Source organism: Actinomadura rugatobispora (assembly GCF_042656285.1).
GTDB lineage: Bacteria > Actinomycetota > Actinomycetes > Streptosporangiales > Streptosporangiaceae > Spirillospora > Spirillospora rugatobispora.
Genome location: NZ_JBHSON010000061.1, coordinates 37,482 through 61,142 on the forward strand (window position 1 = coordinate 37,482; position 23,661 = coordinate 61,142).

The 23,661-nt window shown below is 73.1% G+C and carries 24 protein-coding genes; 20 read left to right on the forward strand and 4 right to left on the reverse strand.

Going from position 1 to position 23,661, the window contains the following annotated elements:
* The first annotated feature begins 104 nt into the window (after positions 1–104).
* Genes ACFPZN_RS35630 through ACFPZN_RS35655 form a run of 6 tightly spaced genes read left to right on the forward strand, consistent with a single transcriptional unit; the run spans position 105 to position 6,621 of the window.
* Positions 105–1,265 (forward strand): ABC transporter substrate-binding protein, encoded by a 1,161-nt coding sequence (locus ACFPZN_RS35630; RefSeq protein WP_378286835.1) that lies wholly within the window; start codon positions 105–107, stop codon positions 1,263–1,265.
* Positions 1,262–2,464: an acyl-CoA dehydrogenase family protein gene (locus ACFPZN_RS35635; RefSeq protein ID WP_378286836.1), complete on the forward strand. Its 1,203-nt coding sequence runs from the start codon at positions 1,262–1,264 to the stop codon at positions 2,462–2,464. Before ACFPZN_RS35630 ends, ACFPZN_RS35635 begins: the two co-directional genes overlap by 4 nt.
* The gene (locus tag ACFPZN_RS35640; RefSeq protein WP_378286837.1) at positions 2,461–3,513 is read left to right on the forward strand and encodes an acyl-CoA dehydrogenase family protein; all 1,053 of its coding nucleotides are present in this window, start codon (positions 2,461–2,463) and stop codon (positions 3,511–3,513) included. Before ACFPZN_RS35635 ends, ACFPZN_RS35640 begins: the two co-directional genes overlap by 4 nt.
* Positions 3,510–5,075, forward strand: a complete 1,566-nt coding sequence (locus ACFPZN_RS35645; RefSeq protein WP_378286838.1) for an AMP-binding protein — start codon at positions 3,510–3,512, stop codon at positions 5,073–5,075. Before ACFPZN_RS35640 ends, ACFPZN_RS35645 begins: the two co-directional genes overlap by 4 nt.
* The gene (locus ACFPZN_RS35650) at positions 5,072–5,476 is read left to right on the forward strand and encodes a Zn-ribbon domain-containing OB-fold protein (RefSeq protein ID WP_378286839.1); all 405 of its coding nucleotides are present in this window, start codon (positions 5,072–5,074) and stop codon (positions 5,474–5,476) included. The genes ACFPZN_RS35645 and ACFPZN_RS35650 overlap by 4 nt, the downstream gene beginning before the upstream one ends.
* Positions 5,473–6,621, forward strand: a complete 1,149-nt coding sequence (locus tag ACFPZN_RS35655) for a thiolase C-terminal domain-containing protein (protein ID WP_378286840.1) — start codon at positions 5,473–5,475, stop codon at positions 6,619–6,621. The genes ACFPZN_RS35650 and ACFPZN_RS35655 overlap by 4 nt, the downstream gene beginning before the upstream one ends.
* A 53-nt stretch (positions 6,622–6,674) precedes the next feature.
* Here the strand turns inward: ACFPZN_RS35655 and ACFPZN_RS35660 are convergent, their stop codons facing one another.
* Positions 6,675–7,145: a MaoC family dehydratase gene (locus ACFPZN_RS35660; protein ID WP_378286841.1), complete on the reverse strand. Its 471-nt coding sequence runs from the start codon at positions 7,143–7,145 to the stop codon at positions 6,675–6,677.
* A gap of 203 nt (positions 7,146–7,348) precedes the next feature.
* Here ACFPZN_RS35660 and ACFPZN_RS35665 point away from each other — a divergent pair, with 203 nt between their 5' ends.
* The 14 genes from ACFPZN_RS35665 (at position 7,349) to ACFPZN_RS35730 (ending at position 21,219) form a co-directional block, all read left to right on the forward strand.
* Entirely contained in the window at positions 7,349–8,236 is an 888-nt protein-coding gene (locus ACFPZN_RS35665; RefSeq protein WP_378286842.1) for a branched-chain amino acid ABC transporter permease, read from the forward strand.
* Positions 8,237–8,261: 25 nt separating this feature from the next.
* Entirely contained in the window at positions 8,262–9,170 is a 909-nt protein-coding gene (locus ACFPZN_RS35670) for a branched-chain amino acid ABC transporter permease (RefSeq protein WP_378286843.1), read from the forward strand.
* Complete coding sequence (locus tag ACFPZN_RS35675) at positions 9,167–10,030, forward strand: ABC transporter ATP-binding protein (RefSeq protein ID WP_378286844.1); 864 nt, start codon at positions 9,167–9,169, stop codon at positions 10,028–10,030. Before ACFPZN_RS35670 ends, ACFPZN_RS35675 begins: the two co-directional genes overlap by 4 nt.
* Positions 10,023–10,679: an ABC transporter ATP-binding protein gene (locus tag ACFPZN_RS35680; RefSeq protein WP_378286845.1), complete on the forward strand. Its 657-nt coding sequence runs from the start codon at positions 10,023–10,025 to the stop codon at positions 10,677–10,679. Before ACFPZN_RS35675 ends, ACFPZN_RS35680 begins: the two co-directional genes overlap by 8 nt.
* A 75-nt stretch (positions 10,680–10,754) precedes the next feature.
* Positions 10,755–11,654: an SDR family NAD(P)-dependent oxidoreductase gene (locus tag ACFPZN_RS35685; RefSeq protein WP_378286846.1), complete on the forward strand. Its 900-nt coding sequence runs from the start codon at positions 10,755–10,757 to the stop codon at positions 11,652–11,654.
* A gap of 99 nt (positions 11,655–11,753) precedes the next feature.
* Entirely contained in the window at positions 11,754–13,016 is a 1,263-nt protein-coding gene (locus ACFPZN_RS35690) for an LLM class flavin-dependent oxidoreductase (protein ID WP_378286848.1), read from the forward strand.
* The gene (locus ACFPZN_RS35695; protein WP_378286849.1) at positions 13,013–13,819 is read left to right on the forward strand and encodes an alpha/beta fold hydrolase; all 807 of its coding nucleotides are present in this window, start codon (positions 13,013–13,015) and stop codon (positions 13,817–13,819) included. The genes ACFPZN_RS35690 and ACFPZN_RS35695 overlap by 4 nt, the downstream gene beginning before the upstream one ends.
* Positions 13,820–13,821: 2 nt before the next feature.
* Complete coding sequence (locus ACFPZN_RS35700; protein WP_378286850.1) at positions 13,822–14,991, forward strand: acyl-CoA dehydrogenase family protein; 1,170 nt, start codon at positions 13,822–13,824, stop codon at positions 14,989–14,991.
* Between the two features lie 13 nt (positions 14,992–15,004).
* A complete protein-coding gene (locus ACFPZN_RS35705) occupies positions 15,005–15,847 on the forward strand; it encodes an SDR family NAD(P)-dependent oxidoreductase (RefSeq protein ID WP_378286851.1) in 843 nt (280 codons plus the stop codon).
* Positions 15,844–17,028, forward strand: coding sequence for a thiolase family protein (locus ACFPZN_RS35710; protein ID WP_378286852.1), 1,185 nt, complete (start codon positions 15,844–15,846; stop codon positions 17,026–17,028). The genes ACFPZN_RS35705 and ACFPZN_RS35710 overlap by 4 nt, the downstream gene beginning before the upstream one ends.
* On the forward strand, positions 17,025–18,002 hold the full coding sequence (locus ACFPZN_RS35715) for an amidohydrolase family protein (protein ID WP_378286853.1): 978 nt from the start codon (positions 17,025–17,027) through the stop codon (positions 18,000–18,002). Before ACFPZN_RS35710 ends, ACFPZN_RS35715 begins: the two co-directional genes overlap by 4 nt.
* The gene (locus tag ACFPZN_RS35720) at positions 17,999–19,567 is read left to right on the forward strand and encodes a class I adenylate-forming enzyme family protein (RefSeq protein ID WP_378286855.1); all 1,569 of its coding nucleotides are present in this window, start codon (positions 17,999–18,001) and stop codon (positions 19,565–19,567) included. Before ACFPZN_RS35715 ends, ACFPZN_RS35720 begins: the two co-directional genes overlap by 4 nt.
* Complete coding sequence (locus ACFPZN_RS35725) at positions 19,564–20,448, forward strand: LLM class F420-dependent oxidoreductase (protein ID WP_378286857.1); 885 nt, start codon at positions 19,564–19,566, stop codon at positions 20,446–20,448. Before ACFPZN_RS35720 ends, ACFPZN_RS35725 begins: the two co-directional genes overlap by 4 nt.
* An 18-nt stretch (positions 20,449–20,466) precedes the next feature.
* Positions 20,467–21,219 (forward strand): SDR family NAD(P)-dependent oxidoreductase, encoded by a 753-nt coding sequence (locus ACFPZN_RS35730; RefSeq protein ID WP_378286858.1) that lies wholly within the window; start codon positions 20,467–20,469, stop codon positions 21,217–21,219.
* Positions 21,220–21,261: 42 nt separating this feature from the next.
* On the opposite strand, the gene ACFPZN_RS35735 is transcribed toward ACFPZN_RS35730, so the two are convergent.
* The 3 genes from ACFPZN_RS35735 to ACFPZN_RS35745 all read right to left on the reverse strand — a co-directional run bounded on the left by ACFPZN_RS35735 (position 21,262) and on the right by ACFPZN_RS35745 (position 23,499).
* Entirely contained in the window at positions 21,262–22,062 is an 801-nt protein-coding gene (locus ACFPZN_RS35735) for a crotonase/enoyl-CoA hydratase family protein (protein WP_378286859.1), read from the reverse strand.
* A 113-nt stretch (positions 22,063–22,175) separates the two neighbouring features.
* The gene (locus tag ACFPZN_RS35740) at positions 22,176–22,634 is read right to left on the reverse strand and encodes an STAS domain-containing protein (protein WP_378286861.1); all 459 of its coding nucleotides are present in this window, start codon (positions 22,632–22,634) and stop codon (positions 22,176–22,178) included.
* Positions 22,635–23,277: 643 nt separating this feature from the next.
* Positions 23,278–23,499 carry a hypothetical protein gene (locus tag ACFPZN_RS35745; protein ID WP_378286863.1) on the reverse strand — a complete coding sequence of 74 codons (222 nt, stop codon included), beginning with the start codon at positions 23,497–23,499 and terminating at the stop codon, positions 23,278–23,280.
* Positions 23,500–23,661 lie beyond the last annotated feature (162 nt).

A 23,661-nucleotide genomic window follows, 5' to 3' on the forward strand; every position in this document is an offset into this window, starting at 1 on the left:
ACCGACGAATTTTTGTGACAAGTGTTGCGTGACCTGCGTCACCGGGAGAAAATCAAGTGCTTGCTTCACTCGCCTGGGCGAGTGGCCCGTCAAGGAGGAATGCCGTGTTCAGGAACCAGGTCAGCCGGAGGGCGGGCAGACTGCTCGCCGCCCTCACGACGCTCGCGCTCGTCGCGGCGTGCAGCTCGGAGGGGAGCGGTGACGACTCGACCTACCTCGTCGGCTTCCCGGCTCTGGAATCGGGACCGGCGGCGTTCGCCGGCGTCCCGATCGTGAAGGGCGCCAAGCTCGCGGCCAAGGAGATCAACGACACCGGCTACCTCGGTGCCGGGAAGAAGGTCCGGCTCGACGTCAAGGACATCAAGGGCGACCCCGCCCAGGCGATCTCCCTGTACCGCCAGTACGTCGCCGACGGGGCCTCCGGGGTGCTGTGCTGCGGCCTGTCCTCCGAGGCCGGCGCGATCGCGCCGCTCATCAAGCAGAACCGCGTCCCCGCGATCGTGACGTCCGCGGTCGCGCCGGGCCTGGCCTCCCCGCCGTACCTGTACCGGCCGGTGATCCTGCCCAGCGCGAAGGGCGGGCTGTACGACCAGTTCGTCGACAAGATCGCCAAGGCCGAGAAGTACCGGACCGCGGTCCTGGTCGTGACCGGCGACAACGACGGCATGGTGGCCGACGGCCAGGTGTGGAAGGCGGCGCTGGAGCGCAACGGCGTCCGCGTCCTGAAGACGGTCCGCACCAACGCGGCCGACACCAACTTCACCAGCCCGGCCACCGAGACCGCCTCCGCCGCGCCCGACGTCGTCATCTCCAGCCAGCTCGGCACCCCGAGCGCGCTGCTGGCCAAGTCGCTCCGCGAGCGCGGCTACACCAAGCGCATCCTGAGCAGCTACGGCGTCGACAGCCAGGAGCTGTTCAAGAGCTCCGGCGGCGGCCTGGCCGGGACGACCTTCTTCGCGACGTTCCACGCCGGGTTCGGCGGCGACGCGGCCGGCAAGTTCGTCCAGGCGTACAAGGCCGAGTACGGCGCCGAGCCCGACATGTACGGCGCCCAGGGCTACACCGCGATGTACCTGCTGGCCCAGGGGCTCAAGGACGCGGGCAGCAAGGAGGCCCAGGACGTCGCCACCGCGCTGTCGAAGATCACCTCGCAGGACACGGTCTACGGGAAGCTGAGCTACCAGGGCGGGCAGGCGTCGATGACCTCGCCGCCGGTGTACCTGGAGTGGCAGAAGGACGGCACCCTCAAGGAGTGGACCGGATGACGCTGCCTGCGTCGTCGGTCGGGGAGTTCCGGGCGTCCGTCCGCGCGTGGCTGGCGGAGAACGTCCCGGGCTCCCCGCTCCCGCCCTGGACGGAGCGCGAGGGCTTCGAACTGCACCGCGCCTGGGAGCGGACCCTGTTCGAGGGCGGGTACGCCGCCGTCGACTGGCCGGCCGAGTACGGCGGGCGGGGCGCGGACCTCCACCACACGATCGCGTTCGCCGAGGAGTACTACCGCGCGGGCGCGCCCGAGCGGATCAACATGGGCGGCCTCTACCTGCTGGGCCCGGTCCTGATGCAGTACGGGACGCGGGAGCAGTGCGAGCGCTGGATCCCGGACCTGCTGTCCTGCCGCACCATCTGGTGCCAGGGGTTCTCCGAGCCGGAGTCGGGCTCGGACCTGGCGTCGCTGAAGACCTCGGCGGTGCGCGACGGCGACCACTTCGTGGTCAACGGGCAGAAGATCTGGACGTCGATGGGCGCCTTCGCCGACTGGATCTTCGCGCTGGTGCGCACCGACCCCGAGGCGGGGCGGCGCCGCAAGCACGACGGCATCAGCTTCCTGTGCGTCGACCTGCGGTCGCCGGGCGTGGAGGTGCGGCCGCTGCGCATGGTCGACGGCACCAGCGGGTTCGCCGAGGTGTTCTTCACCGACGTCCGCGTCCCGGTGGAGAACGTCGTCGGCGACGTCGACCGGGGCTGGCGGGTGGCCATGTCCACGCTGGGCTTCGAGCGGGGTGCCGTCTTCGGCGACCACGCCAAGTTCTCCCTGGACGTGCGGGCGCTGGCGTCGCTGGCGCACGCCCGCGGCCTGGACGGGGACTCGCTGGCGCTGGACGAGCTGGGCCGGCTGCTGGTGCGGACCGAGATCTACCGGTCCAACGTCTACCGCCTGGCGGACCTGGCCGCCGCCGGGGGCGAGCTCGACTCGCGGGCCAGCATCAACAAGGTGTTCTGGACCGAGACCCAGCGCGACGTCTTTGCCGCCGGGCTGCGGCTCATGGGCGAGGACGGGCAGGTCGTGGGGGACGTCGCCGCGCTGGACGGCGCCCCGGAGACGACCCGCCGCGCGTGGCGCGACTGGCACCACCGGTACTGGTACGCCCGTGCGGCGATGATCTTCGGCGGGACGAACGAGATCCAGCGCAACATCATCAGCGAGAGAGTCCTGGGACTGCCGACGGAGCCGAGACCCCGATGACCGACACCATGACCGCGGCGAGCACCACCGGATCGGAGGGCGAGGAGCTGGCCTCCGTCGTGCGCGACCTCCTGGAGGGCCACGCGGGTATCGACCATCTCAAGGAGCGCCTGGACGCGGGCTCGGCGCACGCGCCGGACCTGTGGCGGCGGCTGGCCGGCATCGGCCTGGTCTCCGCCCTGGTCGCCGAGGAGCACGGCGGCGTCGGCCTCGGACCGGCCGACCTCGCCCCGACCCTGGTGGCCCTGGGGGAGTACGCGCTCCCCGAGCCCTTCGTGGAGACCGCCGTCGTCGGCGCGACCGTGCTGGGAGAGTTCGCCGCCCGCGACGCCCGCGCCGCGGAGTGGCTCGCGCGGCTGGCCGCGGGCGACCTCCTCGTCGCCGTGGCGTTCGAGGGGCGGACCGGGTACGTCGCGTACGCGGCGGACGCCGACCTGCTCCTCGACCTGCGCCAGGACGGATCGGTGCGTGTCCACGCCGCCGGTGACCTGGTCGTCGAGGAGCAGCCGGCGGTCGATCCGCTCCGCCCGATCGCCCGGGTCCGCCCGGCCGGCGACGGCGTCCTCCTGGGGCGCTCGCCGGAGCTGACCGAGCGCGCCTGGAACCTCGCCGTCGCCTCGACGGCCTGCCTGCTGGCCGGGACGGCGCGGCGCCTGCTGACCCTGACGGTCGAGTACGTGAGCCTGCGGCACCAGTTCGGCCGCCCGGTCGGCTCGTTCCAGGCCGTCAAGCACAAGCTCGCCGACATCGCGGTGCGCGCCGACATGGCGGTGACCGGGGCGCTCGACGCGGTCGCCGCGTCCGGTGCGCCGGACGCCGCCCGGCGCGCCGCCGTCGCCAAGGCCTACGCCGGGGACGCCGCCGAGCGGGCGAACGACGAGGCTCTGCAACTGCACGGCGGCATCGGCTTCACCTGGGAGCACCACCTGCACTTCTGGCTGAAGCGCGCGCTGAGCCTCGGCGCGGCCTACGGGTCCACGACCGAGCACCGGCGCAGGCTGGCGCGGGAGCTGCTCGAGTCCGTCGCCGCGGAGGAGGCGGAGCGATGAGCGGGCTGGGATTCTGGCGGCTCGCCGAGGCCGACCCGGCCGCGCGGGCGGTGGTGGGCCCCGACGGGTCGGTGCTCACCCGGGGCGAGCTGGCGGCGCTGTCGAACCGGGTCGCGCGGCTGCTGCGCGCGGGCGGGCTCGCGCGCGGCGACCGGGTGGTGGCGGTGCCGTCCAACGAGCCCGCCGTGCTCGCGCTGGTGCTGGCGTGCCAGCAGGCCGGGGCGTACTTCGTGCCGGTCAACACCGCGCTGACCACCCCGGAGATCGCGCACATCCTGCGGGACGCCGGACCGGCCGCGGTGTTCGCCTCGGCCGAGTACACCGGCCGCGTCCGGGAGGCCGTCTCAGAGTCGGGCACGGCGTGCCCGCACCTGTTCGCCTCCGGGCCCGCGGACGGCTTCCAGGACCTGGCCGAGGCGGCGGCGCCCTTCGGCCCCAGCCCTCTGGAGGACCGCGCGGCGGGCTCCTTCATGGGGTACACGTCGGGTACGACGGGCCGCCCCAAGGGGGTGATGCGCGGGCTTCCGGAGGGCGATCCGGACGACGTCTTCGGGCGGGGCGCCGAGTGGCAGCTCGGCATGTTCGGGATCGAACCGCTGAAGGACGGCGTCCACCTGGTGACCTCGCCTCTGAGCCACACCGCGGTCAGCGGGCTGGCGCTGGCGTCGCTGCACTTCGGCCACACCGTCGTGCTGACCTCGCGCTTCGACGCGGAGGAGACGCTGCGGATCGTCCAGCGGGAGCGGGTCACGACCACGCACATGGTGCCGACCCAGCTCCACCGGCTGCTGCGCCTGCCCGAGGAGGTCCGCGGCGCGTGCGACGTGTCGAGCATGCGCACCCTCATCCACGGCGCCGGGCCGTGCCCGCCCGAGGTCAAACGGCAGATCATCGACTGGTTCGGCCCGGTCGTCGTCGAGTACTACGGCGCCACCGAGGCCGCCGGGACCGTGGCGACCTCGCGGGAGTGGCTCGACCGTCCCGGGACGGTCGGCCGCCCCCAGCCCGGCGCCGAGGTCCGGATCCTGGACGACGAGGGCCGCCTCCTCCCCGCGGGGGAGCCGGGCCGGGTGTTCCTCGGCATGGGCGCGCACGCGTTCGAGTACCGCAACGACCCGGACAAGACCCGGTCCGGGCGGTCCGGCGACTTCGTGACGGTCGGCGACCTCGGCTACCTGGACGAGGACGGCTACCTGTTCCTGCTCGGCCGGACCTCAGAGGTCGTCGTCTCCGGCGGCGTCAACGTCTACCCGGCGGAGGTCGAGGCGGCGATCCTGGAGCACCCGGACGTGGTGGACGTCGGGGTCATCGGGCTGCCCGACCCCGAGTGGGGCCACACGGTGTGCGCGGTCGTCCAGGCGGTTCCCGGCTCCGTCCTGGCCGGCGGCGCGCGGGCGGGGGAGATCCTGCCGGACTTCCTGGCCTCCCGGCTCGCCCGGTTCAAGACGCCCCGGCGCTACCTGGTCGTGGACGCGCTGCCGCGCGGCGCCAACGGAAAGCTCCGCAAGCACCTGCTGACCGAGATGGCCGGTGCCCGCACCGACGAAGGGGGTCGCCCGTGACGCCGACGAGGCCCGTGGCCCAGCCCACCCCGGACACCCGGGAGTTCTTCGCACTGATCGACGAGGGGCGTCTCGCGCTGCCCACCTGCGCGGCGTGCGACCACACCTTCCTGTACCCGCGCAGTGTGTGCCCGCGCTGCGCGGCGGGGGAGATCGTCCTGAAACCGGCCACGGGCCGGGGCACGGTCGCCTCGTTCGTGGTGAACCACCGGGCGGCGCCCGGCTTCGGCCCCGGCCCGTACGCGCTCGCGCTGGTCCGGCTGGAGGAGGGGCCGCTGATCATGGCCGGGGTCCCCGGGGACCCGGACCGGGTGGCGCTCGACGCGCCCGTGCGCGCGGTGTACGAGGAGCGCGGCGACCGCCGGGTGCTCCTGTTCGAGATCGTGGAGGAGACGGGATGACGCTGCGCGGCAGGGTGGCGATCGCCGGTGCGGCCGAGAGCACCGAGCTGGGGAGGATCCCCGGGAAGTCGGCGCTGGAACTGCACGTCGACGCCGCCCTCAACGCCCTGGCGGACGCGGGACTGACGCCCCGTGACGTGGACGGTGTGGCCTGCGCGGGCGAGTCGCCGGCGGACGTGGCCGACTACCTGGGGATCGTCCCGGAGTACCTCGACGGCACCAACGTCGGCGGGTCCTCGTACATGCTGCACGTGCGGCACGCGATGGCCGCCATCGCGGGCGGGCTGTGCACGACGGTGCTGGTCACCCACGGCGAGTCCGGCCGGTCCCGGGTGGGGATGACCCCGTGGCAGCCGGCGCCGCAGTCGTTCATGGCCCAGTTCGAGGTGCCGCACGGCCCGGTCGGGGCGCCGTCGCTGTTCCCCATCGGGGTGCGGCGGTACATGCACGAGTACGGGGTCACCCGCGAGCAGTTCGCGATGGTGCCGGTCGTCCAGCGGGAGTGGGCCGCGCGGAACCCGCGGGCCAAGCTGCGCGACCCCATCACCGTGGACGACGTCCTCGCCTCGCCCGTGATCGCCGATCCGGTCCACCTGCTGCACTGCTGCCTGGTGACCGACGGCGGCGGGGCGCTCGTGCTGACCTCCGCCGAGCGGGCGCGGGACCTGGCGGGCACGCCGGTGTACGTGCTCGGCGCGGGGGAGTCGAGCGAGTCGTCGGTGGTGTCGGGCCTGGAGAGCCTCACCTCCTCGCGCGCGATCCGCGTCGGCGGGGAGCGGGCGCTGCGGGAGGCGGGCGTGGCGCACGCCGACGTGGACCATCTGATGATCTACGACGCGTTCGCGCACGTCCCGCTGTACGGCCTGGAGGACCTGGGCTTCGTCGGGCGCGGCGAGGCCGCGGCCTTCGTTGCGGACCGGAACACCGCGCCGGGCGGGCCGCTGCCGCTGAACACCAACGGCGGCGGGCTGGCCTACACGCACACCGGCATGTACGGGATGTTCGCGATCCAGGAGTCGGTCCGGCAGGTCCGGGGCACGGCTCCCGCGCAGGTTCCCGGCGTGCACGTGAGCGTCGCGACGGGCGTCGGCGGGATGTTCATGAGCTCGGGGACGCTCGTGCTGGGCGACTCCTCCACGGTATGACCCGCCGCACGGCCGCGGGCCTCACCCGGATCGATCCGGGTGAGGCCCGGGGGTCACTCGGCGGGGGAGAACATCACCAGCGCGGACCGGACGGCCCGGCACACCAGCGTCCCGTCCTGGTTGAGGCCGCGGTGCTCCAGGCTGACGATGCCCTGCCCGGGCCGCGACCGCGAGGGCCGCTTGGCGCCGATCTCGGTCTCGCAGTACAGCGTGTCGCCGATGAACACCGGTGCGGGGAAGGAGATCTCCCCGAAGCCGAGGTTGGCGATGGTGGTCTTCTGCGTCAGGTCGGGGACGCCGATGCCGCAGACGATGCCCAGCGTGAGCAGGCTGTTCACCAGGCGCTGGCCGAACTCCGACTCCGCGGAGCGGACGGCGTCCAGGTGAAGGGTCTGCGTGTTGAGCGTGAGGCTGCAGAACAGCAGGTTGTCCGCCTCGGTGATGGTGCGTCCGGGCTCGTGCTTGTACACGTCGCCGGTCACCATCTCGTCGAAGTAGCGCCCGCGGCGGGTGTGGACGGTCAATGCGTCTCCTTGTGATCTTTCCGGGGTGCCCGGTGCCGGGACCGGCCGATCGCGGTGGCGAGAGCGGCGCGGCGGCCGGGGGCCGCACCACCAACGTAAGCCCGGGAGAAGAATTAAAGCAAGTGCTTGATTTAATCCTTGACAGAGGCGTATTGCCTGGCTAGCGTCACTTTTCCGATCGAGCGCTTGATTCAGGGAGCGGCATGGAACTCTTCGCCCAGCAACTGGTGAACGGGGTGGCCCTCGGGTCGGTCTACGCCCTGTTCGCCGTGGGCTTCTCGCTGATCCTCGCGCGGATGGGGATCCTCAACGTCGCGCACGGCACGTTCGCCACCTGGGGCGCCCTGGCCGCCTACTGGCTCATCACCGAACTGGGCGCCGCCTTCTGGATCGCTGCGCTCGGCGGCGTCCTGTTCGGGGGCCTGCTGGGCGTGGCCGTGGACGCCCTGGTGTTCGACCCCCTGCGGAAGCGGTCCGCCGGCACGTTCGCCCCCATCATCGCGAGCATCGGCGCCTGGATCGTCCTGCTGGCGGTCGCCGAGGCCTACATCGGCTCCACCGCGAAGAGCTACCCGGCCGAGTCCGTGCCCGGCGGCCCGCTGCGCATCGCGGGCCTGGTCGTGCTGCCCGCCCACCTGATCAGCATCGTGACCCTGGTGATCGTCGTGACCGCGGTGCACCTGCTGCTGACCAGGACGCGGTTCGGCGCGGCGGCCCGGGCCGTGTCGGCCGATCCGCGCTCCGCCGCGATCGTCGGCGTCAACGCCCGGTGGATCCTGAGCGCGGTGGCCTTCATCGCCGCCGGCGTCGCCGCCGCGGCGGGCATCCTGGCGGCGCTCTCGGACAACAACGTGGCCTTCAACCTCGGTGAGGGCCTGCTGCTCAAGGGCTTCGCGGCCGTCGTGGTCGGCGGCTACGGCGACATCCGGGGCGCGGCGCTGTGCGGCGTCGCGATCGGGATCATCGAGGTCATCGCGTCCCAGTACATCTCCTCCGGGTTCCGCGACGCCATCACCTTCGGCGTCCTGCTCCTCATCCTCGTCGCGCGGCCCAAGGGCCTGTTCGGCGAGCGCCAGCTGGTCCGGGCATGACCCGCCCGACGGAAGGACACCTGCTGTGAGCACCACCGCGTGGCTGACCACGCTCCAGTTCGCCGGGGTCAACGCGCTGTTCGCCCTCGGCATCTACGCCTCGCTGTGGACGGGCGTGCTCAGCGTCGCCCCGATCTTCTTCGGCGCCGTCAGCGCCTTCACCTTCGGCTACCTCTCCACGACGGCGGGCCTGCCGCTGGTCCTGGGGCTGCTGCTGGGCATCGTGCTGGGCGGGCTGATGGGCGCGCTCGCGGCCGGCCTGGTCCTGCGCCTGGACGCCCACTACCTGGCCATGGCCACGATCGCGATGGTGCTGATCGGCCGCGTCCTGGTCCTCAACCTGGAGGACGTCACCGGCGGCGCGGCCGGGCAGGTCGTCCCCGGCGACCTGGGCACCTGGAGCTGGCTCATCGGCTCCCTGGCCGTCGCGGCCTGGGTGATGGCGCGGCTGGCCAAGTCCCGGTTCGGGCTGGCCGCCGACGCGGTCCGGCAGGACCCCGCGGTCGCGCAGACGCTCTGGATCCCGCCGCACCGGATCCAGTTCATCGGGATGGTGCTGTCGGGGATGCTGGGCGGCGCCGCCGGGGTGATGCAGGGGAGCTTCCTGCAGTTCATCGGGCCCGACACCTTCTACACGCACCTGGGCTTCGTCACCCTGGCGGCGGTCGTGCTCGGCGGGGCCTTCCACTGGGCCGGGCCGATCCTGGGCGCCGTCGTCTTCACCGTCCTGCCCGAGCTGCTGCGGGACGTCATGGGCGAGTACGACCAGGTCGCGACCGGGATCGTGCTCATCGCGATCATCATCTACATGCCGCGCGGGCTGGTAGACCCCCGCACGTTCCGGCGCCTGCGCCGGGGCAGGGGCGGATCGCCGCCGGAGACGGCCGGCCCCGGTGCGGGCCCGGCCCTGGCTAAGGAGGGGGCGGCGCGATGAGCGTTGCGCACGAGGCGGGCCCGGCCCCGGCGGAGGCGGGACGGTCCGACCTGGTCGTCATCGACCGGCTGACCAAGGGGTTCGGCGGGCTCACCGCCGTGGACGGCGTCAGCATCCGCGTCCCCGAGACGAGCATCTACGGCATCCTCGGGCCGAACGGCGCCGGCAAGACGACGGTGCTCAACATGATCAGCGGGTTCATCGCCCCGGACTCGGGCGACATCTCCGTCGCGGGCACCCGCATCACCGGCCTGGCGCCGTACCGCGTCGCCCGGCAGGGCATCGCCCGGACCTACCAGAACATCCGGCTGTTCCCCGGCATGACGGTGCTGGAGACGGTGATGGCCGGGGCGTACGGGCGGCGCTCGTCGAGCATCCTCGGCGCGATCCTGCTGAGCCCGGCGGAGCGGCGCGAGCGCCGCGCGACCGCGGAGCGGGCCGCCGAGCTGCTCGACCGCGTCGGCGTGCGCGGGAGGCACTCCGCGCTCGCCGAGACGCTGTCCTACGGCGACCAGCGCCGGGTGGAGATCGCCCGCGCGCTCGCCACCGACCCGCGGCTGCTGCTGCTCGACGAGCCGACCGCGGGGATGAACGACGCCGAGTCCGAGGAGGTCGGGCGGCTGCTGGTCGGGCTGCGGGACGCCGGGCTCACGCTGATCCTGATCGAGCACAACATGCGGCTGGTCGAGGAGTTCTGCCAGCGCGTGTCCGTCATGAACTCGGGGGCGCTCCTCGCCGAGGGGACGCCGACCTGGTGCCTGGACCAGGAGGACGTGAAGGAGGCCTACTTTGGCAAGCGATCCGACGCTGCACGTATCGCGACTCTGCGCCGCGCACGGCGCGGTCACGGCGGTGAATGAGGTCACCCTCCAGGTCGGGCGGGGACGGCTGGTCGCGCTCATCGGCTCCAACGGAGCGGGCAAGACGACCCTGCTCAACAGCATCGCGGGCCTGCACAAGCCGAAGTCCGGCAAGGTCACCGTGACCGGCCGCGACATCACCGGGTGGGCCGCGCACCGCGCCGTCCGGGCCGGGGTCGCGCTGGTCGCGGAGGGGCGGCGGGTGGCGCCGTCGCTGACGGTCGCGGAGAACCTGTCGCTGGCGGCCTACAGCCGGCGCGGGAAGAAGGCCGAGCTGGACGAGCGGCTGGCCCGCGTCTTCGAGCTGTTCCCCCGGCTCGCGGAGCGGCGGCGGCAGGACGCCGGGATGCTCAGCGGCGGCGAGCAGCAGATGCTCGCCTTCGGGCGGGCCCTGATGACCGGGCCCGACGTGCTGCTGCTGGACGAGCCGTCCATGGGCCTGGCGCCGTCGATCGTGGACGTGATGTTCGAGACCATCTCGACCCTGCACGCCGGCGGCGCCACGATCCTGCTCGTCGAGCAGAACGCCGAGCTGGCGCTGGCCGTCAGCGACGAGGTGTACGTCCTGCAGCGCGGCCGCATCGTGGCCGAGGGCGCCCCGGAGGAGATGCGCGGGCGCACCGAGGTCATGACCGCGCTGTTCGGCTGAGCGCCGCCGCCCCCCATCGACCGGCCCGGCCCCGCGCACCGGGGCCGGGCCGACCAACCCCCACATGGAGAACGCATGAGTGACATCAGGCTCGACGGCCGCGTGGCGATCGTGACCGGCGCCGGCCGCGGGCTGGGGCGTGAGCACGCCCTGCTCCTGGCCGCGCGCGGCGCGAGCGTGGTGGTGAACGACGTCGGCGGCGCCCTGGACGGCGACGGCCGGGAGTCCTCGCCCGCCGAGGAGGTGGTGGCCGAGATCCGGAAGGCGGGCGGCACCGCCGTCGCGAACGGCACCGACGTCAGCACGCCCGAGAGCGCGGCGGAGATCGTCGAGCAGGCGGTCGCGGAGTTCGGGCGGCTGGACGTCCTGGTGAACAACGCCGGCATCCTCCGGGACCGGAGCATGGCCAAGATCACCCCCGCCGAGGTCGACCGGGTGCTCCAGGTCCACCTGGGCGGCACCATCTGGATGTCGAAGGCGGCCTGGCCGGTGTTCACCGCGCAGCGGCACGGCCGGATCATCAACACCACCTCGGCGGCGGGGCTGTTCGGCAACTTCGGGCAGACCAACTACGCCGCCGCCAAGGCCGGGATCGTCGGCGTCACCAAGTCGCTCGCGCTGGAGGGCGCCCGGTACGGCGTCGCCGTGAACGCGATCGAGCCGGGCGCCCGGACGCGGATGACCGAGGACCTGCTGGGCGACCTGGCCGGCAGCCTCTCTCCCGCGCTGGTCGCGCCGCTGGTGCTGTGGCTGGCGGCGGACGAGTGCGAGGCCACCGGCGAGGTCTACAACGTGGGCGGCGGGCGCGTGGCGCGCGTGCTGGTGGCGCAGACGCCGGGCCTGTTCTCGCGGGACATCACCCCCGAGGAGATCCGCGACAACTGGGACCGGGTCAACGACCTGGACACCGCCCGCGTCCTCCTGGACTTCACGCAGGAGCTGGAGCTGCTCAAACAGCAGATCGCCGACGTCTGACCTGGTCAGTGCCCAGTTGTAGAGCGCCCGCTTGAATAAATCAAGCATTTGCTTTAATCTCGGGCTACGACCCCGCCCGCCACGATCGAGGACTGGTCGATGAAGTTCACCTATTTCCACCTGATGCCCTACGACGGGCTTCCCGAGGACTTCACGGAGAAGCACCGGAGCGTCTGGGTCGACATCGACCCGGGGCTGATGGACGTCCAGCGCATCCACCACCTGTACAACGACTACCTGGACGAGCTGGAGTACGCGGCGCGCATGGGCTTCGACGCCGTCGGCGTCAACGAGCACCACAGCAACGCCTACGGCCTGATGTGCAGCCCGAACATGATGGCGGCGACCCTCGCCCGGCGCACCGCCGGCATGGACGCCAAGCTCCTGGTGATGGGCGACGCCGTCCCGCTGTACAACCCGCCGATCCGCATCGCCGAGGAACTGGCGATGCTCGACGTCATCAGCGGCGGCCGGCTCATCACCGGCTTCCCCCTCGGGTCCAGCCAGGACACCAACTACGCCTACGGCATCCCGCCTGGAACGGTCCGCAGCCGCTACTACGAGGGCTTCGAGCTGATCCTCAAGGCGTGGCAGTCGCAGGAGGTGTTCGCGCACAACGGGCGCTTCACCAAGCTCCGCTACGTCAACCCGTGGCCCAAGCCCCTCCAGAAGCCGCACCCGCCGATCTGGGTGCCCGGCTCCGGCTCGCTGGAGACCATGGACTTCGCCATCCGGCGCGAGTTCCCCTTCTTCTTCCTCTCCTACTTCGGCACCGAGTTCTCCTCCGCCATGCTGCGGCGGTTCTGGGAGCGGGCCGAGGCCGCCGGCGTCGACGACAACCCCTACCGGGTCGGCATGTTCCAGCCGGTGCTGGTCGCCGACACCGACGAGGAGGCCGAGCGCCTCTACGCCGACCACGTCAAGTACTTCTACCGGCGCTGCACCCACACCTACCCGGGGTTCGCCGAGGCCCCCGGGTACAAGTCGGTGCGCTCGCTCAAGGAGGTGCTGCCGCCGCCCGGGGCCAAGAGCGCGAGCCGTCCCGACAGCTTCCGCGCGGCCCGGGAGTACGAGTGGGACGACTTCGTCCGGCTCGGCATCGTCATCGCCGGCAGCCCCGACACGGTGCGGGAGAAGCTCGAGCACCTCTCGACCACCCAGCGCATCGGCAACTGGATCGCCCTCATGCACATCGGCGACATGCCGCGCGAGAAGGCTATGCACAACATCGAGCTGTTCGCGACGAAGGTCAAGCCGCGCCTGAGCCACGTGTTCGCCGACTACGAGCACAAGTGGTGGCCCCAGCCCATCGAGGGCTTCACGCCCGCGTCCGTCGCGCCCGTCCAGGAGTTCACCCGATGACCGAGAACCACACGCTCGCCGGCCCGCACGGTGACGGGCGGATCGTCGTCCAGGAGGAGGGCGACCCGAGCGCGCCCGTGCTGGTCTTCCTGCACAGCGAGTTCGGCGCCTACGACCCGCTGCCGCTGTCGGAGGCCGTCCTGGCGTCCCGCCGGGTGCTGCAGGTCCACCTGCCCGGCTGGGGGGTGTCGACCTGCGACCGCCCGTTCGGCTCGCTCGCGGAGATGAGCCTCGCGCTGTGGTGGGCGCTGGACGCCCTCGGCGTCGGCCGGGTCAGCCTGTTCGGCCACGGCATCGGCGGCACCGTCGCCGCCGAGATGGCCGCGGGCCAGCCCCAGCGGGTGCGGGCGGCGACGCTGGTCGCGCCGTTCGGGATGTTCGACGAGGAGAACCCCGGCGCGGACGTCTTCGGCCTGCTGCCCCGCGACCTGGTGCCCTCCGTCTACGCCGACCCCCGGGGCGAGGTGCACGCCGCGCACTTCCCGCCGCCCGCCGACGCCCACGAGGTCGGGCTGGCGACGATCCGGCGCGTGCAGGTGCTCGGCGAGGCCAGCAACTACCTGTTCCCGATCCCCGACACCGGGATCGCCGCCCGCCTCTACCGGCTCGCGGGCGTCCCGGTCCAGCTGCTGTGGGGCGGCCTCGACGGGGTCGTCCCGCCGGAGCTGGAGAAGCTCTGGGTGGAGCACCTGCCGCACGCCGAGAGCACGGTGCTCGACGGCGTCTCCCACATGGCGCCGTACGAGACGCCCGAGGTGTCCGCCGCGATGCTCGACTTCCAGGCACGGGCCGGCGTGGAATGAGCGTGTTCGAGCTGCGGGATCCGGACCACGAGCTGATCGCCCGTGCCGTCCGCGACCGGATCCGCCGGTTCGACGACGACTACTGGCTGGAGTGCGACCGCGACCACCGCTTCCCCTGGGAGTTCTTCTCCGAGCTGGCGGCCGACGGCTGGGTCGGGGTCGCGATCCCCGAGGAGTACGGCGGCGGCGGGCGCGGCGTCACCGAGGCCGCGATCCTGCTGCGCGAGGTGGCGGCCTCGGGCGCGGCGATGAACGGCTGCACGGCCCTGCACATGAACGTGTTCGGCCTCCAGCCGGTCATCAAGTACGGCAACGACCGGCTCAAACAGGCGTTCCTCCCGCGCGCCGCGGTGGGGGACCTGCACGTGGCGTTCGCCGTCACCGAGCCCGACGCGGGCACCGACACCTCCCGGATCAAGACCCGGGCGGTCCGCGACGGCGACGGCTGGCGGATCTCCGGGCAGAAGATCTGGACCAGCAAGGCGAAGGAGTCGAGCGTCGCGCTGATGCTCGCCCGCACCGCCCCCGCGCCCGCCGAGGAGGCGCGGCGGTTCGACGGCCTGAGCCTGTTCCTGATCGATCTCGACCCCGAGCACGTCGACATCCGGCCCATCCCCAAGGCGGGGCGCAACGCGGTCGCGACGTGCGAGACGTTCTACGACGACCTCCCGGTCGAGGGCTGGCGGCTGGTCGGCGAGGAGGGCAGGGGGTTCCGGCACATCCTGTCCGGGCTCAACCCCGAGCGGATCCTGATCGCCGCCGAGGCGGTCGGCATCGGCATCGCGGCCCTGAACCGGGCCACCGGGTACGCGAAGGTGCGGCACGTCTTCGACCGCCCGATCGGCGCGAACCAGGCGCTCAGCCACCCGCTCGCCGACGCCTACGCCCGCCTGCAGGCCGCCTGGGAGATGACGCTGATCGCCGCGCGCAGGTACGACGCCGGCGAGCCCTGCGGCGCGGAGGCCAACACCGCCAAGTACCTGGCGGCGGACGCGGGCTACCAGGCCGCCGACCGCGCCGTCCAGACCCACGGCGGCGTCGGCTACGCGCAGGAGTACCACGTCGAGCGGTACTGGCGGGAGTCGCGCATCATGCGCCTCGCCCCGGTGAGCCAGGAGATGTCGCTGAACTTCATCGCCCAGCAGGTGCTCGGCCTGCCGCGCAGCTACTGACCGGAGGACAACGGTGAGACGACTCGAAGGGCGCGTCGCGTACGTGCTGGGCGGCGGCAGCGACGGCCCGGCGCGTCCCGGCGAGCCCCTCGCGATGGGCAACGGCCGCGCCATCGCGCTGCGGCTGGCGGCCGAGGGCGCCTGCGTGGTCGTGGGCGACAAGGTGCTCGACCGGGCCCGCCTCACGGTCGAGCACCTGGACGGCGAGGGCCTGGCGGTGGAGGTCGACGCGGCCGACCCCGAGTCCTGCCGGGCGGCCGTCGAGCGCGCCCGCGGGCTGCGCGGGCGGCTCGACGTGGTCGTGTGCAACGTCGGCGTCTCCGGGCGGGAGCCGCTGCGGGCGCAGTCGCTGGACGACTGGGAGTTCGCGGACGCGGTCAACGTCCGGGGGCACTGGGTCACCGCCCAGGCGGCGCTGGAGCCGATGCTCCAGCGCGGTTCGGGCAGCTTCGTGTTCGTCGGGTCGACGGCCGGCGTGCGCAGCAGCCGCCGGTCGCTGTCCTACGAGGCGACCAAGGCCGCGCAGCTCGCCGTCATGCGGCACGTCGCGGTCCGGTACGCCGCCCGCGGCATCCGCTCCAACGCCGTGGTGCTCGGCAACATCGACTCGGCCCTGGTGCGGCGCGAGTTCGGATCCGGCGGCGGCGACGCGCGGGGCGCGATCGTCCCGATGCGCCGGGAGGGCCGGCCGGAGGAGGTGGCGGCGGCCGTCGCCTTCCTGGCCGGGGACGACGCGAGCTACGTCACCGGGCACAGCCTGGTGGTCGACGGCGGTGTGAGCGCGGCCTGGCCGAGCCCGCCCGCCCCGGCCCCGGCTCCGGACCCGGTTCCGCAACGAGGGGAAGGGACGTCATGAACGGCACGGTCGTCATCAGCGGCGTGGGGATGAGCAGCTTCGGCAGGTTCCTCGACACGTCCATGAAGGACCTCGGGCGCACCGCCGTCGAGGCCGCGCTCGCCGACGCCGGGATCGAGGTGCCCGACGTCCAGGCGATGTTCTTCTCCAACGCGCTCGCCGGGCTGATCACCGGGCAGGAGTGCATCCGCGGCGAGGTCGTCGGGTACGGCCTCGGCCTGGCCGGCATCCCGATCCACAACGTCGAGAACGCGTGCGCGTCGGCCGGCAACGCCCTCCACCTCGCGTGGATGGCCGTCGCCTCCGGGATGTACGAGACGGTGCTGGCCCTCGGCGTGGAGAAGGCCAACCACGAGGACCGGCAGCGGATGTTCAGCGCCTACGCGGCCGGGGCGGACGTCGAGGAGAGTTTCGCCGTCGGCGACGGCGCCGGCCAGGACCGCAGCCCCTTCGTCGACCGGCAGGCCCGGCTCGCCGCCGCGCTGTTCGAGGAGCGCGGCGTCACCGCCGAGGCGCTGGCCAGGGTCGCGTCCCGGTCGCTGCAGGCCGCCGCGCTGAACCCCCGCGCGCACCGCCGGTTCGGGGCGACCCCCGAGGACGTCCTCAAGGCCCGGGTCGTGGTCGACCCGCTGACCGTCCTGATGAGCTCGCCGGTCAGCGACGGCGCGGCGGCGGCGGTCGTCACCAGCCGCCCGGAGGCGGTGTCGGCCGCGCGGTCGGTCCGCATCCTGGGGTCCCGGATGGCGACCCGCCCGCCGAAGGACCTCCCGGACGCGCCGAACGCCGTGGAGGCGTCGGCGCGCGCCGCCTACGAGCACGCGGGCCTCGGCCCCGCCGACATGGACTTCGCCGAAGTCCACGACGCCTCGGTGGCCTACGAGTTCATGGCCTGGACCGACACCGGCCTGTGCGAGCCCGGCGACGAGCAGCGCTGGGCCATGGAGGGCGTCACCGAGGGCGGCGGCGCGATGCCGGTGAACAGCTCGGGCGGCCTGGTCGGCCGCGGCCACGCCGTCGGCGCCAGCGGCCTCGCGCAGATCCACGACTCCGTCGCCCAGATCCGGGGCGAGGCCGGGCCGCTGCAGCTGGAGCGCGCCGACACCGCCCTGGTGCAGATCGGCGGCGGCGTGGTCGACTGGCTGACCGCCGCGTCCGCCGTCCACATCCTGGGGCGGTCGTGACGGCGCCCGCGGAGCTCGTCATCGACGGGCACATGCACGTGTGGGACGCCGGCTGGCTCCCCGAGGGGCTGCGCCGCGCCTGGGCGCGGCAGGCCGCCGGGCGGCGGCACCCCGAACGCGACCCGGAGGAGATCGTCGGACGGGTCGCGGTGGGGGAGAGCGACCCGGACGCGCGCCTGACGTACGCGGCGTTCGACCGCGCGGGCGTCGCGGCGGGCGTCGTCCCCGTCGTGGACTGGACGATCGTCGGCCGTCCCGCCGGCGAGCACCTGCCCGTCGCGGACCTGAACGCCCGCTACGAGGAGCTGTCGGCCGCCAGCGCGGGACGGCTGTTCTACTGCGGCGGCCTCGACCCCCGCCACCCCGACGCGCGCGAGCTGTTCGAGCGCATCGTCGCGCAGCCCGGCTGCCGCGGGCTCAAGCTGTACCCGGCGGCCGGCTGGGACCTGCGCGACCCGGCCCACTCCTGGCTGTTCGAGGAGCTGGTCGAGCGGAACCTCCCGGCCGTGATCCACACCAGCCCGCTCGGCGGCGACCCGCTCCAGGTCATCCGGTGCCGCCCGGCCGAAGTGGGCGCCCTCATGGCCGTCCACCCCACCCTCACGGTGGTCTTCGCCCACGCGGGCCTGGACGCCTGGTGGGCCGAGGCCCTGGACTGCGCGAGCGGCTGGCAGCGCGGCTACCTTGAACTGTCACTCTGGCAGCGGGTGGCGTTCGAGGACTACGCCGAGTTCCGGGACCGGGTCGGGCGGATGCGGCGGCAGGTGGGAGCCCACCGCATCGTCTTCGGCTCCGACATCATCCGGGGGCCGCGTTCCGACCCGGACGGAACGGAACTGGTGCGGTGGGTCGAACTCGCCCGGGGGCTCGCCGAGCCGTACCGGGGCGACCGGCCCGTGTTCGCGCGGGAGGAGCTCGACCTCTTCCTGGCCCACAACGCCGTACGGCTGTTCGACCTCAAGGAGTACGCATGAGCGAGACACTCGGCGAGCTGTTCGCCAAGGCGGGTCGGCGCTTCGCCGGGAACGTCGCCGTCACGGCGCACGGCGAGCGGCAGACCCACGACGAGGTCGTGGCCCGGGGCTGGCGGCTCGCGCACGCGCTGCGGGCGCGGGGCGTGGAGCCGGGCGCCCACGTGGCCGCGCTGCTGGGGCCGCGCGTGGAATCGCTCAGCGTCTACGTCGGGCTGGCGCTGGGCGGCTACACCGCCGTCCACGTCAACGACCGGCTGACCCCGCCCGAGATCGACTACGTGATGCGCGACTCCGGCGCCGTCGCGCTCGTCCACACCGGCGGCGCGAGCGAGGCGGCGGCGCGGCTGGAGACGACCGGCGGCCTGCTCGCCTGGTTCACCGTGGACGGCGAGCCGCCGCGGGGCGCCGAGTCCCTCGCGGACGCCACCGCCGGGCACGACGCCGCGCCGTTCCCTGTCGAGGCGGGGCCGGAGGACACCGCGCTGATCGGCTACACCAGCGGGACGACCGGCTTCCCCAAGGGCGTCCTGGTCTCGCACCGGGCCGTGGTCAACTGCGTCAAGCTGGTCCCGTACGCCTACCGGTTCCCGCTCCAGGGGCACGCGGCCTTCCCCGGCGGCTGGTCCTTTGTCTCCGGGCTGTGGGGGGTGATCTTCCCGCACTTCTACACGGGCGGGACGGTCGCGTTCATCCCCGGCGCCACCCCCGAGGAGTGGGCCCGGACGATGGTCGACAACGGGTCCACGTTCACGCTGGGCCTCACCCCGCTGCTGCCCGGCCTGCTCCAGGCGCTCCGCGCCCACCCCGAGATCCTGGAGACCCTCCAGTCGGTGCTGCACTCCGGCGGCCCGCTGCCGCCCGAGCTGGCCGAGGAGTCGGTCGGCGTCTTCGGCGACCGGCTGGTGGAGACCTGGGGGATGACCGAGGTGGTCGGGCCGATCACCATCACCAACCGCACCGACTACACCGGCCGCGGCCGCGCCGAGGCGATCTTCGAGTCGGTGGGGCGCCCGCTGCCCACGGCGTCGGTGCGGGTCGTCGACGGCGAGGGCCGGACGCTGCCGCCCGGCGAGGTCGGCGAGCTGGTCATCGCCGCCGACACCATGTTCTCCGGCTACCACGGGAACCCGGAGAAGACGGCCGAGGTGTTCCGCGACGGCGAGTACCACACCGGCGACCTCGGCTACAGCGACGAGGCTGGCTACCTGTACCTGACCGGGCGCTCCAAGGAGCTGATCGTCAGCGGCGGCGCGAACGTGTACCCGGCCGAGGTGGAACGGGTCCTGGTGATGATGGACGGCGTCGCCGACGCGGCGGTGTTCGGCCTCCCGGACGAGCGGTGGGGCGAGGCGGTGTCGGCCGCCGTCCAGCCGGTGCCGGGCGCCGGGCCGACCGAGGAGGAGGTCAAGGGCTTCGCCCGGGAGCGGCTCGCCGGCTACAAGAAGCCGGTCAACGTCTTCTTCGTGGACGAGCTCCCGCGCAACGCCTCCATGAAGATCATGAAGCATGTGCTCGTGGAGCGTTTCGGCGAGGCGGGCGGCACCGACGAAGGGACCACGTCGTGAAACTCGGGATCAGCGAGATCTTCAGCGGGATCGGGCACCGGGACGGCTCCTGGTCCGTCGACGCGGCCCAGCTCATCGAGGGGCTCGGCTACAACTCGGTCTGGATGCCCGAGCACGTGGTGTTCTTTCCGGCCTACTCGTCCGAGTACCCCTACGAGCGGGGTGGCCGGGACGAGGTGCACGCCGTCCGGGGCGTCCTGGACCCGCTCGTCACCGCCGCGGCCGTCGCCACCGCCACCACCCGGATCCGCATCGGCACGTACGTGCTGGTCGTGCCGCAGCGCAACCCGGTGGTGACGGCCAAGCAGATCGCGAGCATCGACCAGCTCAGCGGCGGCCGGTTCCAGCTCGGCGCCGGCGTGGGCTGGTCCGAGCAGGAGTACCGTGCGCTCGACACCCCGTTCGAGCGCCGCGGCGAGCGGATGAACGAGTACCTCGCCGCCATGCGGACCCTGTGGTCGCCGGACGAGGTCGTGGAGTACCACGGCGAGTTCGTCGACTTCGAGCCGCTCTACTGCTTCCCCAAGCCCCGGCAGGCCCGCCTCCCGATCATCGTCGGCGGCAACAGCCGCGCCGCGCTGCGCCGCATCGTGGCCTACGGGGACGGCTGGGCCGGATACAGCCGCACCCACGACGACATCCAGCGGTTCGTGGACGAGCTGGCCACCGAGCTGGAGCGGGCGGGCCGCAGCCTCGACGAGGTGTCGATCAAGGTGGGGCGGCGCAGCAAGGGCACCACCGAGAAGGACTGGGAGGACGACCGGGCCTACATCGAGCGCTGCGCCGAGATCGGCGTCGACGAGGTCGTGGTGTCGCCCCGCATCGCCGACGAGGACTACGAGCGCCGGATGCGCCGCTACGCCGAGATCGTCGGCGTCTGAGAACGGAGCGCGGGACGCATGGACCTGGGACTGGACGGCCGGTGCGCGCTCGTCACCGGCGCGAGCGCGGGGATCGGGCGGGCGACCGCGCTCGCCCTCGCCGCGGAGGGCGCCCGCCTGGTGCTGGTCGCCCGGCGGGCCGCCGCGCTGCGCGACCTGGCGGAGGAGATCACGGAGGCGGGCGGGCACCGTCCGCTCGTCCTCCCGGCGGACCTCGCCCGGCCGGACGCCGCGGCCTCCCTGCGGGCCGAGGTCGAGCGCGGACCGGGACGGCTGGACGTCCTGGTCAACAACGCGGGCGGGGCGGACCGGCCGGGACAGGCCCCGACCGAGGAGACGTGGCGGGCGCAGTTCGAGCTGAACTTCCACGGCAAGCGGCGGCTGGCCGAGGAGTTCCTGCCCCTGCTCCGGGCGGGCGGACGAGGCCGGATCGTCAACCTCGTCGGCATCCTGGAGCCGTCCGGGGTGTCGGCGGCGCAGGCGGCCGTCGCGGCGTGCACGGTGTGGTCCAAGGGGCTGTCCCGGGAGGTCGCGGCCGGCGGCGTCACCGTCAACTGCGTGGCACCGGGCCGCGTCGACAGCGAGCAGCTCCGCGCGCACTTCACCACCCCGGAGTCGATCGCGGAGTTCGCGGGCCGCATGATCCCCGCCGGCCGGTTCGGGACCCCCGAGGAGGTCGCCGCCCTCGTCGCCTTTCTGGCGTCGGACGCGGCGGGCTACATCACCGGCGGCACCTTCACCGTCGACGGAGGCATGCGCCGCTCTGCCTGAGCATGAAGGCGTGACGCCGGAACGCGGTGAGCACCGGTCACCCTAATCCGGCCGCTCGCCGCCGCCATGGTCGAAGGAGCCGTCGAAGGAGCCGTGCCGCCCGGCCCCGGCGGCGAACCGGGCCGCGCCGTCCAGGGCGCCCGCGGCCAGCGACGCCTGCCCGTGCCGGAACTCGGCGGCCAGCGCCGCGGCCTCGTCCAGCCCGTGCTGCTCCAGGACGGACGCGCGGTCGTTGCGCAGGCACGCCTGCGGGAACGCGGCGATCTCGGCGGCGAGCCCGCGGGCCGCCTCCAGCGCCCCGCCCGCCGGCACCAGCCGGTTGGCCAGCCCGATCGCGTACGCCTCGGCGGCGTCCACCGGCCGCCCGGTGAGGATCATGTCCATCGCCCGACTCTGCCCGATGAGGCGGGGCAGCCGCACGGTGCCGCCGTCGATGAGCGGCACGCCCCAGCGGCGGCAGTAGACCCCGAACACGGCGGTCTCGTCGGCGACGCGCAGGTCCGCCCAGAGCGCCAGCTCCAGCCCGCCCGCCACGGCGTGCCCGCCGACCGCGGCGATCACCGGCTTGGACAGGGCCATCCGGGTCGGCCCCATCGGGCCGTCGCCGTCGGGCGCGGCGCGGTTGCCGTTCCCGGCGGTGAGCGCGTGCAGGTCGGCGCCCGCGCAGAACGTGCCGCCCGCCCCGTACAGCACGGCGACGGCGGCGTCCGGGTCGGCGTCGAAGGCGCGGAACGCCTCGGCGAGGGCCTCGGCCGTCGCCCGGTCGACGGCGTTGCGGCGCTCCGGGCGGTCGATGCCGACCAGGGTGACGGGCCCGTCCTGACCGATGACGACGGTCGCCATGACGCTCACCTCCAGAAAGCGGTCCGTCCGTCTGGACGGTTCGGTTCCGGCTACCACCGTGGAGTGCCCGGACGATCGCGTCAACGGGGCCGGAGGCGGGGCCGTTCGCGGGCCTACGAGGCCCGGCGGCCGCCGTCCGGACGGTGGTGCCCGGCGGGCGCCGGCCTGCCGGGAGCGGAGTTCACCGCCGACGCCTGCTTGGCGGGGGCGGGCCGCCGCGCCGCCACGGCGATCTCGGCCAGGGCCGACTCCAGGTCGGGGGCGACCGGGATGCGGCGGGTGACCCCGGCGATGTCGCAGATCCTGCGCACCACGCCGGTCTCGGGGACGACCACCGCCAGCGGGACGCCCGCCGCGTCCGCCCGCACCTTCGCCCGGAAGATCGCGTTGGGGCCGCTGGAGTCGCAGAAGGTGCACCCGCCCAGGTCCATGACCAGTCCCGGGACTCCCTCGCGCAGCAGCCGCAGGGCCTCCTCCAGGATGAGGTCCCCATTGCTGAGGTCGACCTCCGCGGGGAACCTCACCACCGCGGGATTCTTGATCTCGGGGATGCGCGCGGCACCGACGTTCATCGCAGGGCGCTCCCTCCCGGGCCGCCGTCGGCCCCATCGCCGGTCGCTCGCTCCGTCGCCCTTGGTGGGCCACGTGACTTGGACCTTAAACCCCTAACCTGAGTGAAACCTGAAAGAAAAGGTCAAGTTCGGGCAGAGTTCTGCCATGCGGCGTGTCGCGCGGCGAAGGGCCCGCCGCGCCCCCCGCGACCTGCCCGGGAGGGCCGCCGCGACGGGCTCGGGAAGGGCTCGCGGCGGGCTCGGGACGGGTCTCGGTAAGGGCCGCGCGGAGACGAGAAGGCACAGGCCGGAACGAAGTGGAACACCGCGGGGCGGTTGAGCGGAACCGGCGGCGGAAATGAATTTTAAACTTTGATAAGCGCGGGCACCTGTAAGGAGCGTTCTCCGAAGTCACTCGCCCGGAATGGCCGGGGTCCCGTTACAGATGGTCACCGGTACGGCAGGCGCTGATCACCGTTCGATATATAAGCTCACGGCCGGCGCGGCGCCGGGACGGCCGGCGGCACCGGGGACGGGGCGCGGCGGAGCCCGGGCGCGTGCGCCGCGCCTCCCGTCACAGGACGGCGGCGGGACCGGCCCGCACGGCGGACCGGCGCCCGGGACGCGGCGTCCGGGCGCCGGTCCCCGCGCGCTCCGCGGTCGTTCAACGTCCCCCGTTGACCTGGCGGTCTCGCAGGTCGGAACCGTTGCGCAGAGCGCGCTCGCGGCCGAGAAGCCACGCGGTGAGGGTGGCGTGGTAGGCGTCCAGCGAACGGATCAGCGCGCGGCGATCGGCCGGTCGCATCGGGATCTCGGCGATCTTGTGGCGCAGATCGTCACGGGCCGCCTCCCACGACTCGCGGAGCTTTCCGGTCGCATTGCTCATGTCCTTGACCGTAACAGGCGGCGCCGCGGGATCTGAAAAGATCTACCTTCCGGGAATCTTTTCTCACGAAGGGCGCGGGCGAATCCTTGCCGTTCCTTGTGAAGTTTTTCTCTAACTGTGAATTGGTATTCGATGGTGGGTTGATGAGAGGTCCCCGGCAGG

Coding starts and splice junctions, on each gene's coding strand:
- ACFPZN_RS35635 (WP_378286836.1), top strand. CDS start 1,262: ATGACGCTGCCTGCGTCGTCGGTCGGGGAGTTCCGGGCGTCCGTCCGC.
- ACFPZN_RS35640 (WP_378286837.1), top strand. CDS start 2,461: ATGACCGACACCATGACCGCGGCGAGCACCACCGGATCGGAGGGCGAG.
- ACFPZN_RS35645 (WP_378286838.1), top strand. CDS start 3,510: ATGAGCGGGCTGGGATTCTGGCGGCTCGCCGAGGCCGACCCGGCCGCG.
- ACFPZN_RS35655 (WP_378286840.1), top strand. CDS start 5,473: ATGACGCTGCGCGGCAGGGTGGCGATCGCCGGTGCGGCCGAGAGCACC.
- ACFPZN_RS35665 (WP_378286842.1), top strand. CDS start 7,349: ATGGAACTCTTCGCCCAGCAACTGGTGAACGGGGTGGCCCTCGGGTCG.
- ACFPZN_RS35675 (WP_378286844.1), top strand. CDS start 9,167: ATGAGCGTTGCGCACGAGGCGGGCCCGGCCCCGGCGGAGGCGGGACGG.
- ACFPZN_RS35685 (WP_378286846.1), top strand. CDS start 10,755: ATGAGTGACATCAGGCTCGACGGCCGCGTGGCGATCGTGACCGGCGCC.
- ACFPZN_RS35690 (WP_378286848.1), top strand. CDS start 11,754: ATGAAGTTCACCTATTTCCACCTGATGCCCTACGACGGGCTTCCCGAG.
- ACFPZN_RS35695 (WP_378286849.1), top strand. CDS start 13,013: ATGACCGAGAACCACACGCTCGCCGGCCCGCACGGTGACGGGCGGATC.
- ACFPZN_RS35710 (WP_378286852.1), top strand. CDS start 15,844: ATGAACGGCACGGTCGTCATCAGCGGCGTGGGGATGAGCAGCTTCGGC.
- ACFPZN_RS35720 (WP_378286855.1), top strand. CDS start 17,999: ATGAGCGAGACACTCGGCGAGCTGTTCGCCAAGGCGGGTCGGCGCTTC.
- ACFPZN_RS35730 (WP_378286858.1), top strand. CDS start 20,467: ATGGACCTGGGACTGGACGGCCGGTGCGCGCTCGTCACCGGCGCGAGC.
- ACFPZN_RS35735 (WP_378286859.1), bottom strand. CDS start 22,062: ATGGCGACCGTCGTCATCGGTCAGGACGGGCCCGTCACCCTGGTCGGC.
- ACFPZN_RS35740 (WP_378286861.1), bottom strand. CDS start 22,634: ATGAACGTCGGTGCCGCGCGCATCCCCGAGATCAAGAATCCCGCGGTG.
- ACFPZN_RS35745 (WP_378286863.1), bottom strand. CDS start 23,499: ATGAGCAATGCGACCGGAAAGCTCCGCGAGTCGTGGGAGGCGGCCCGT.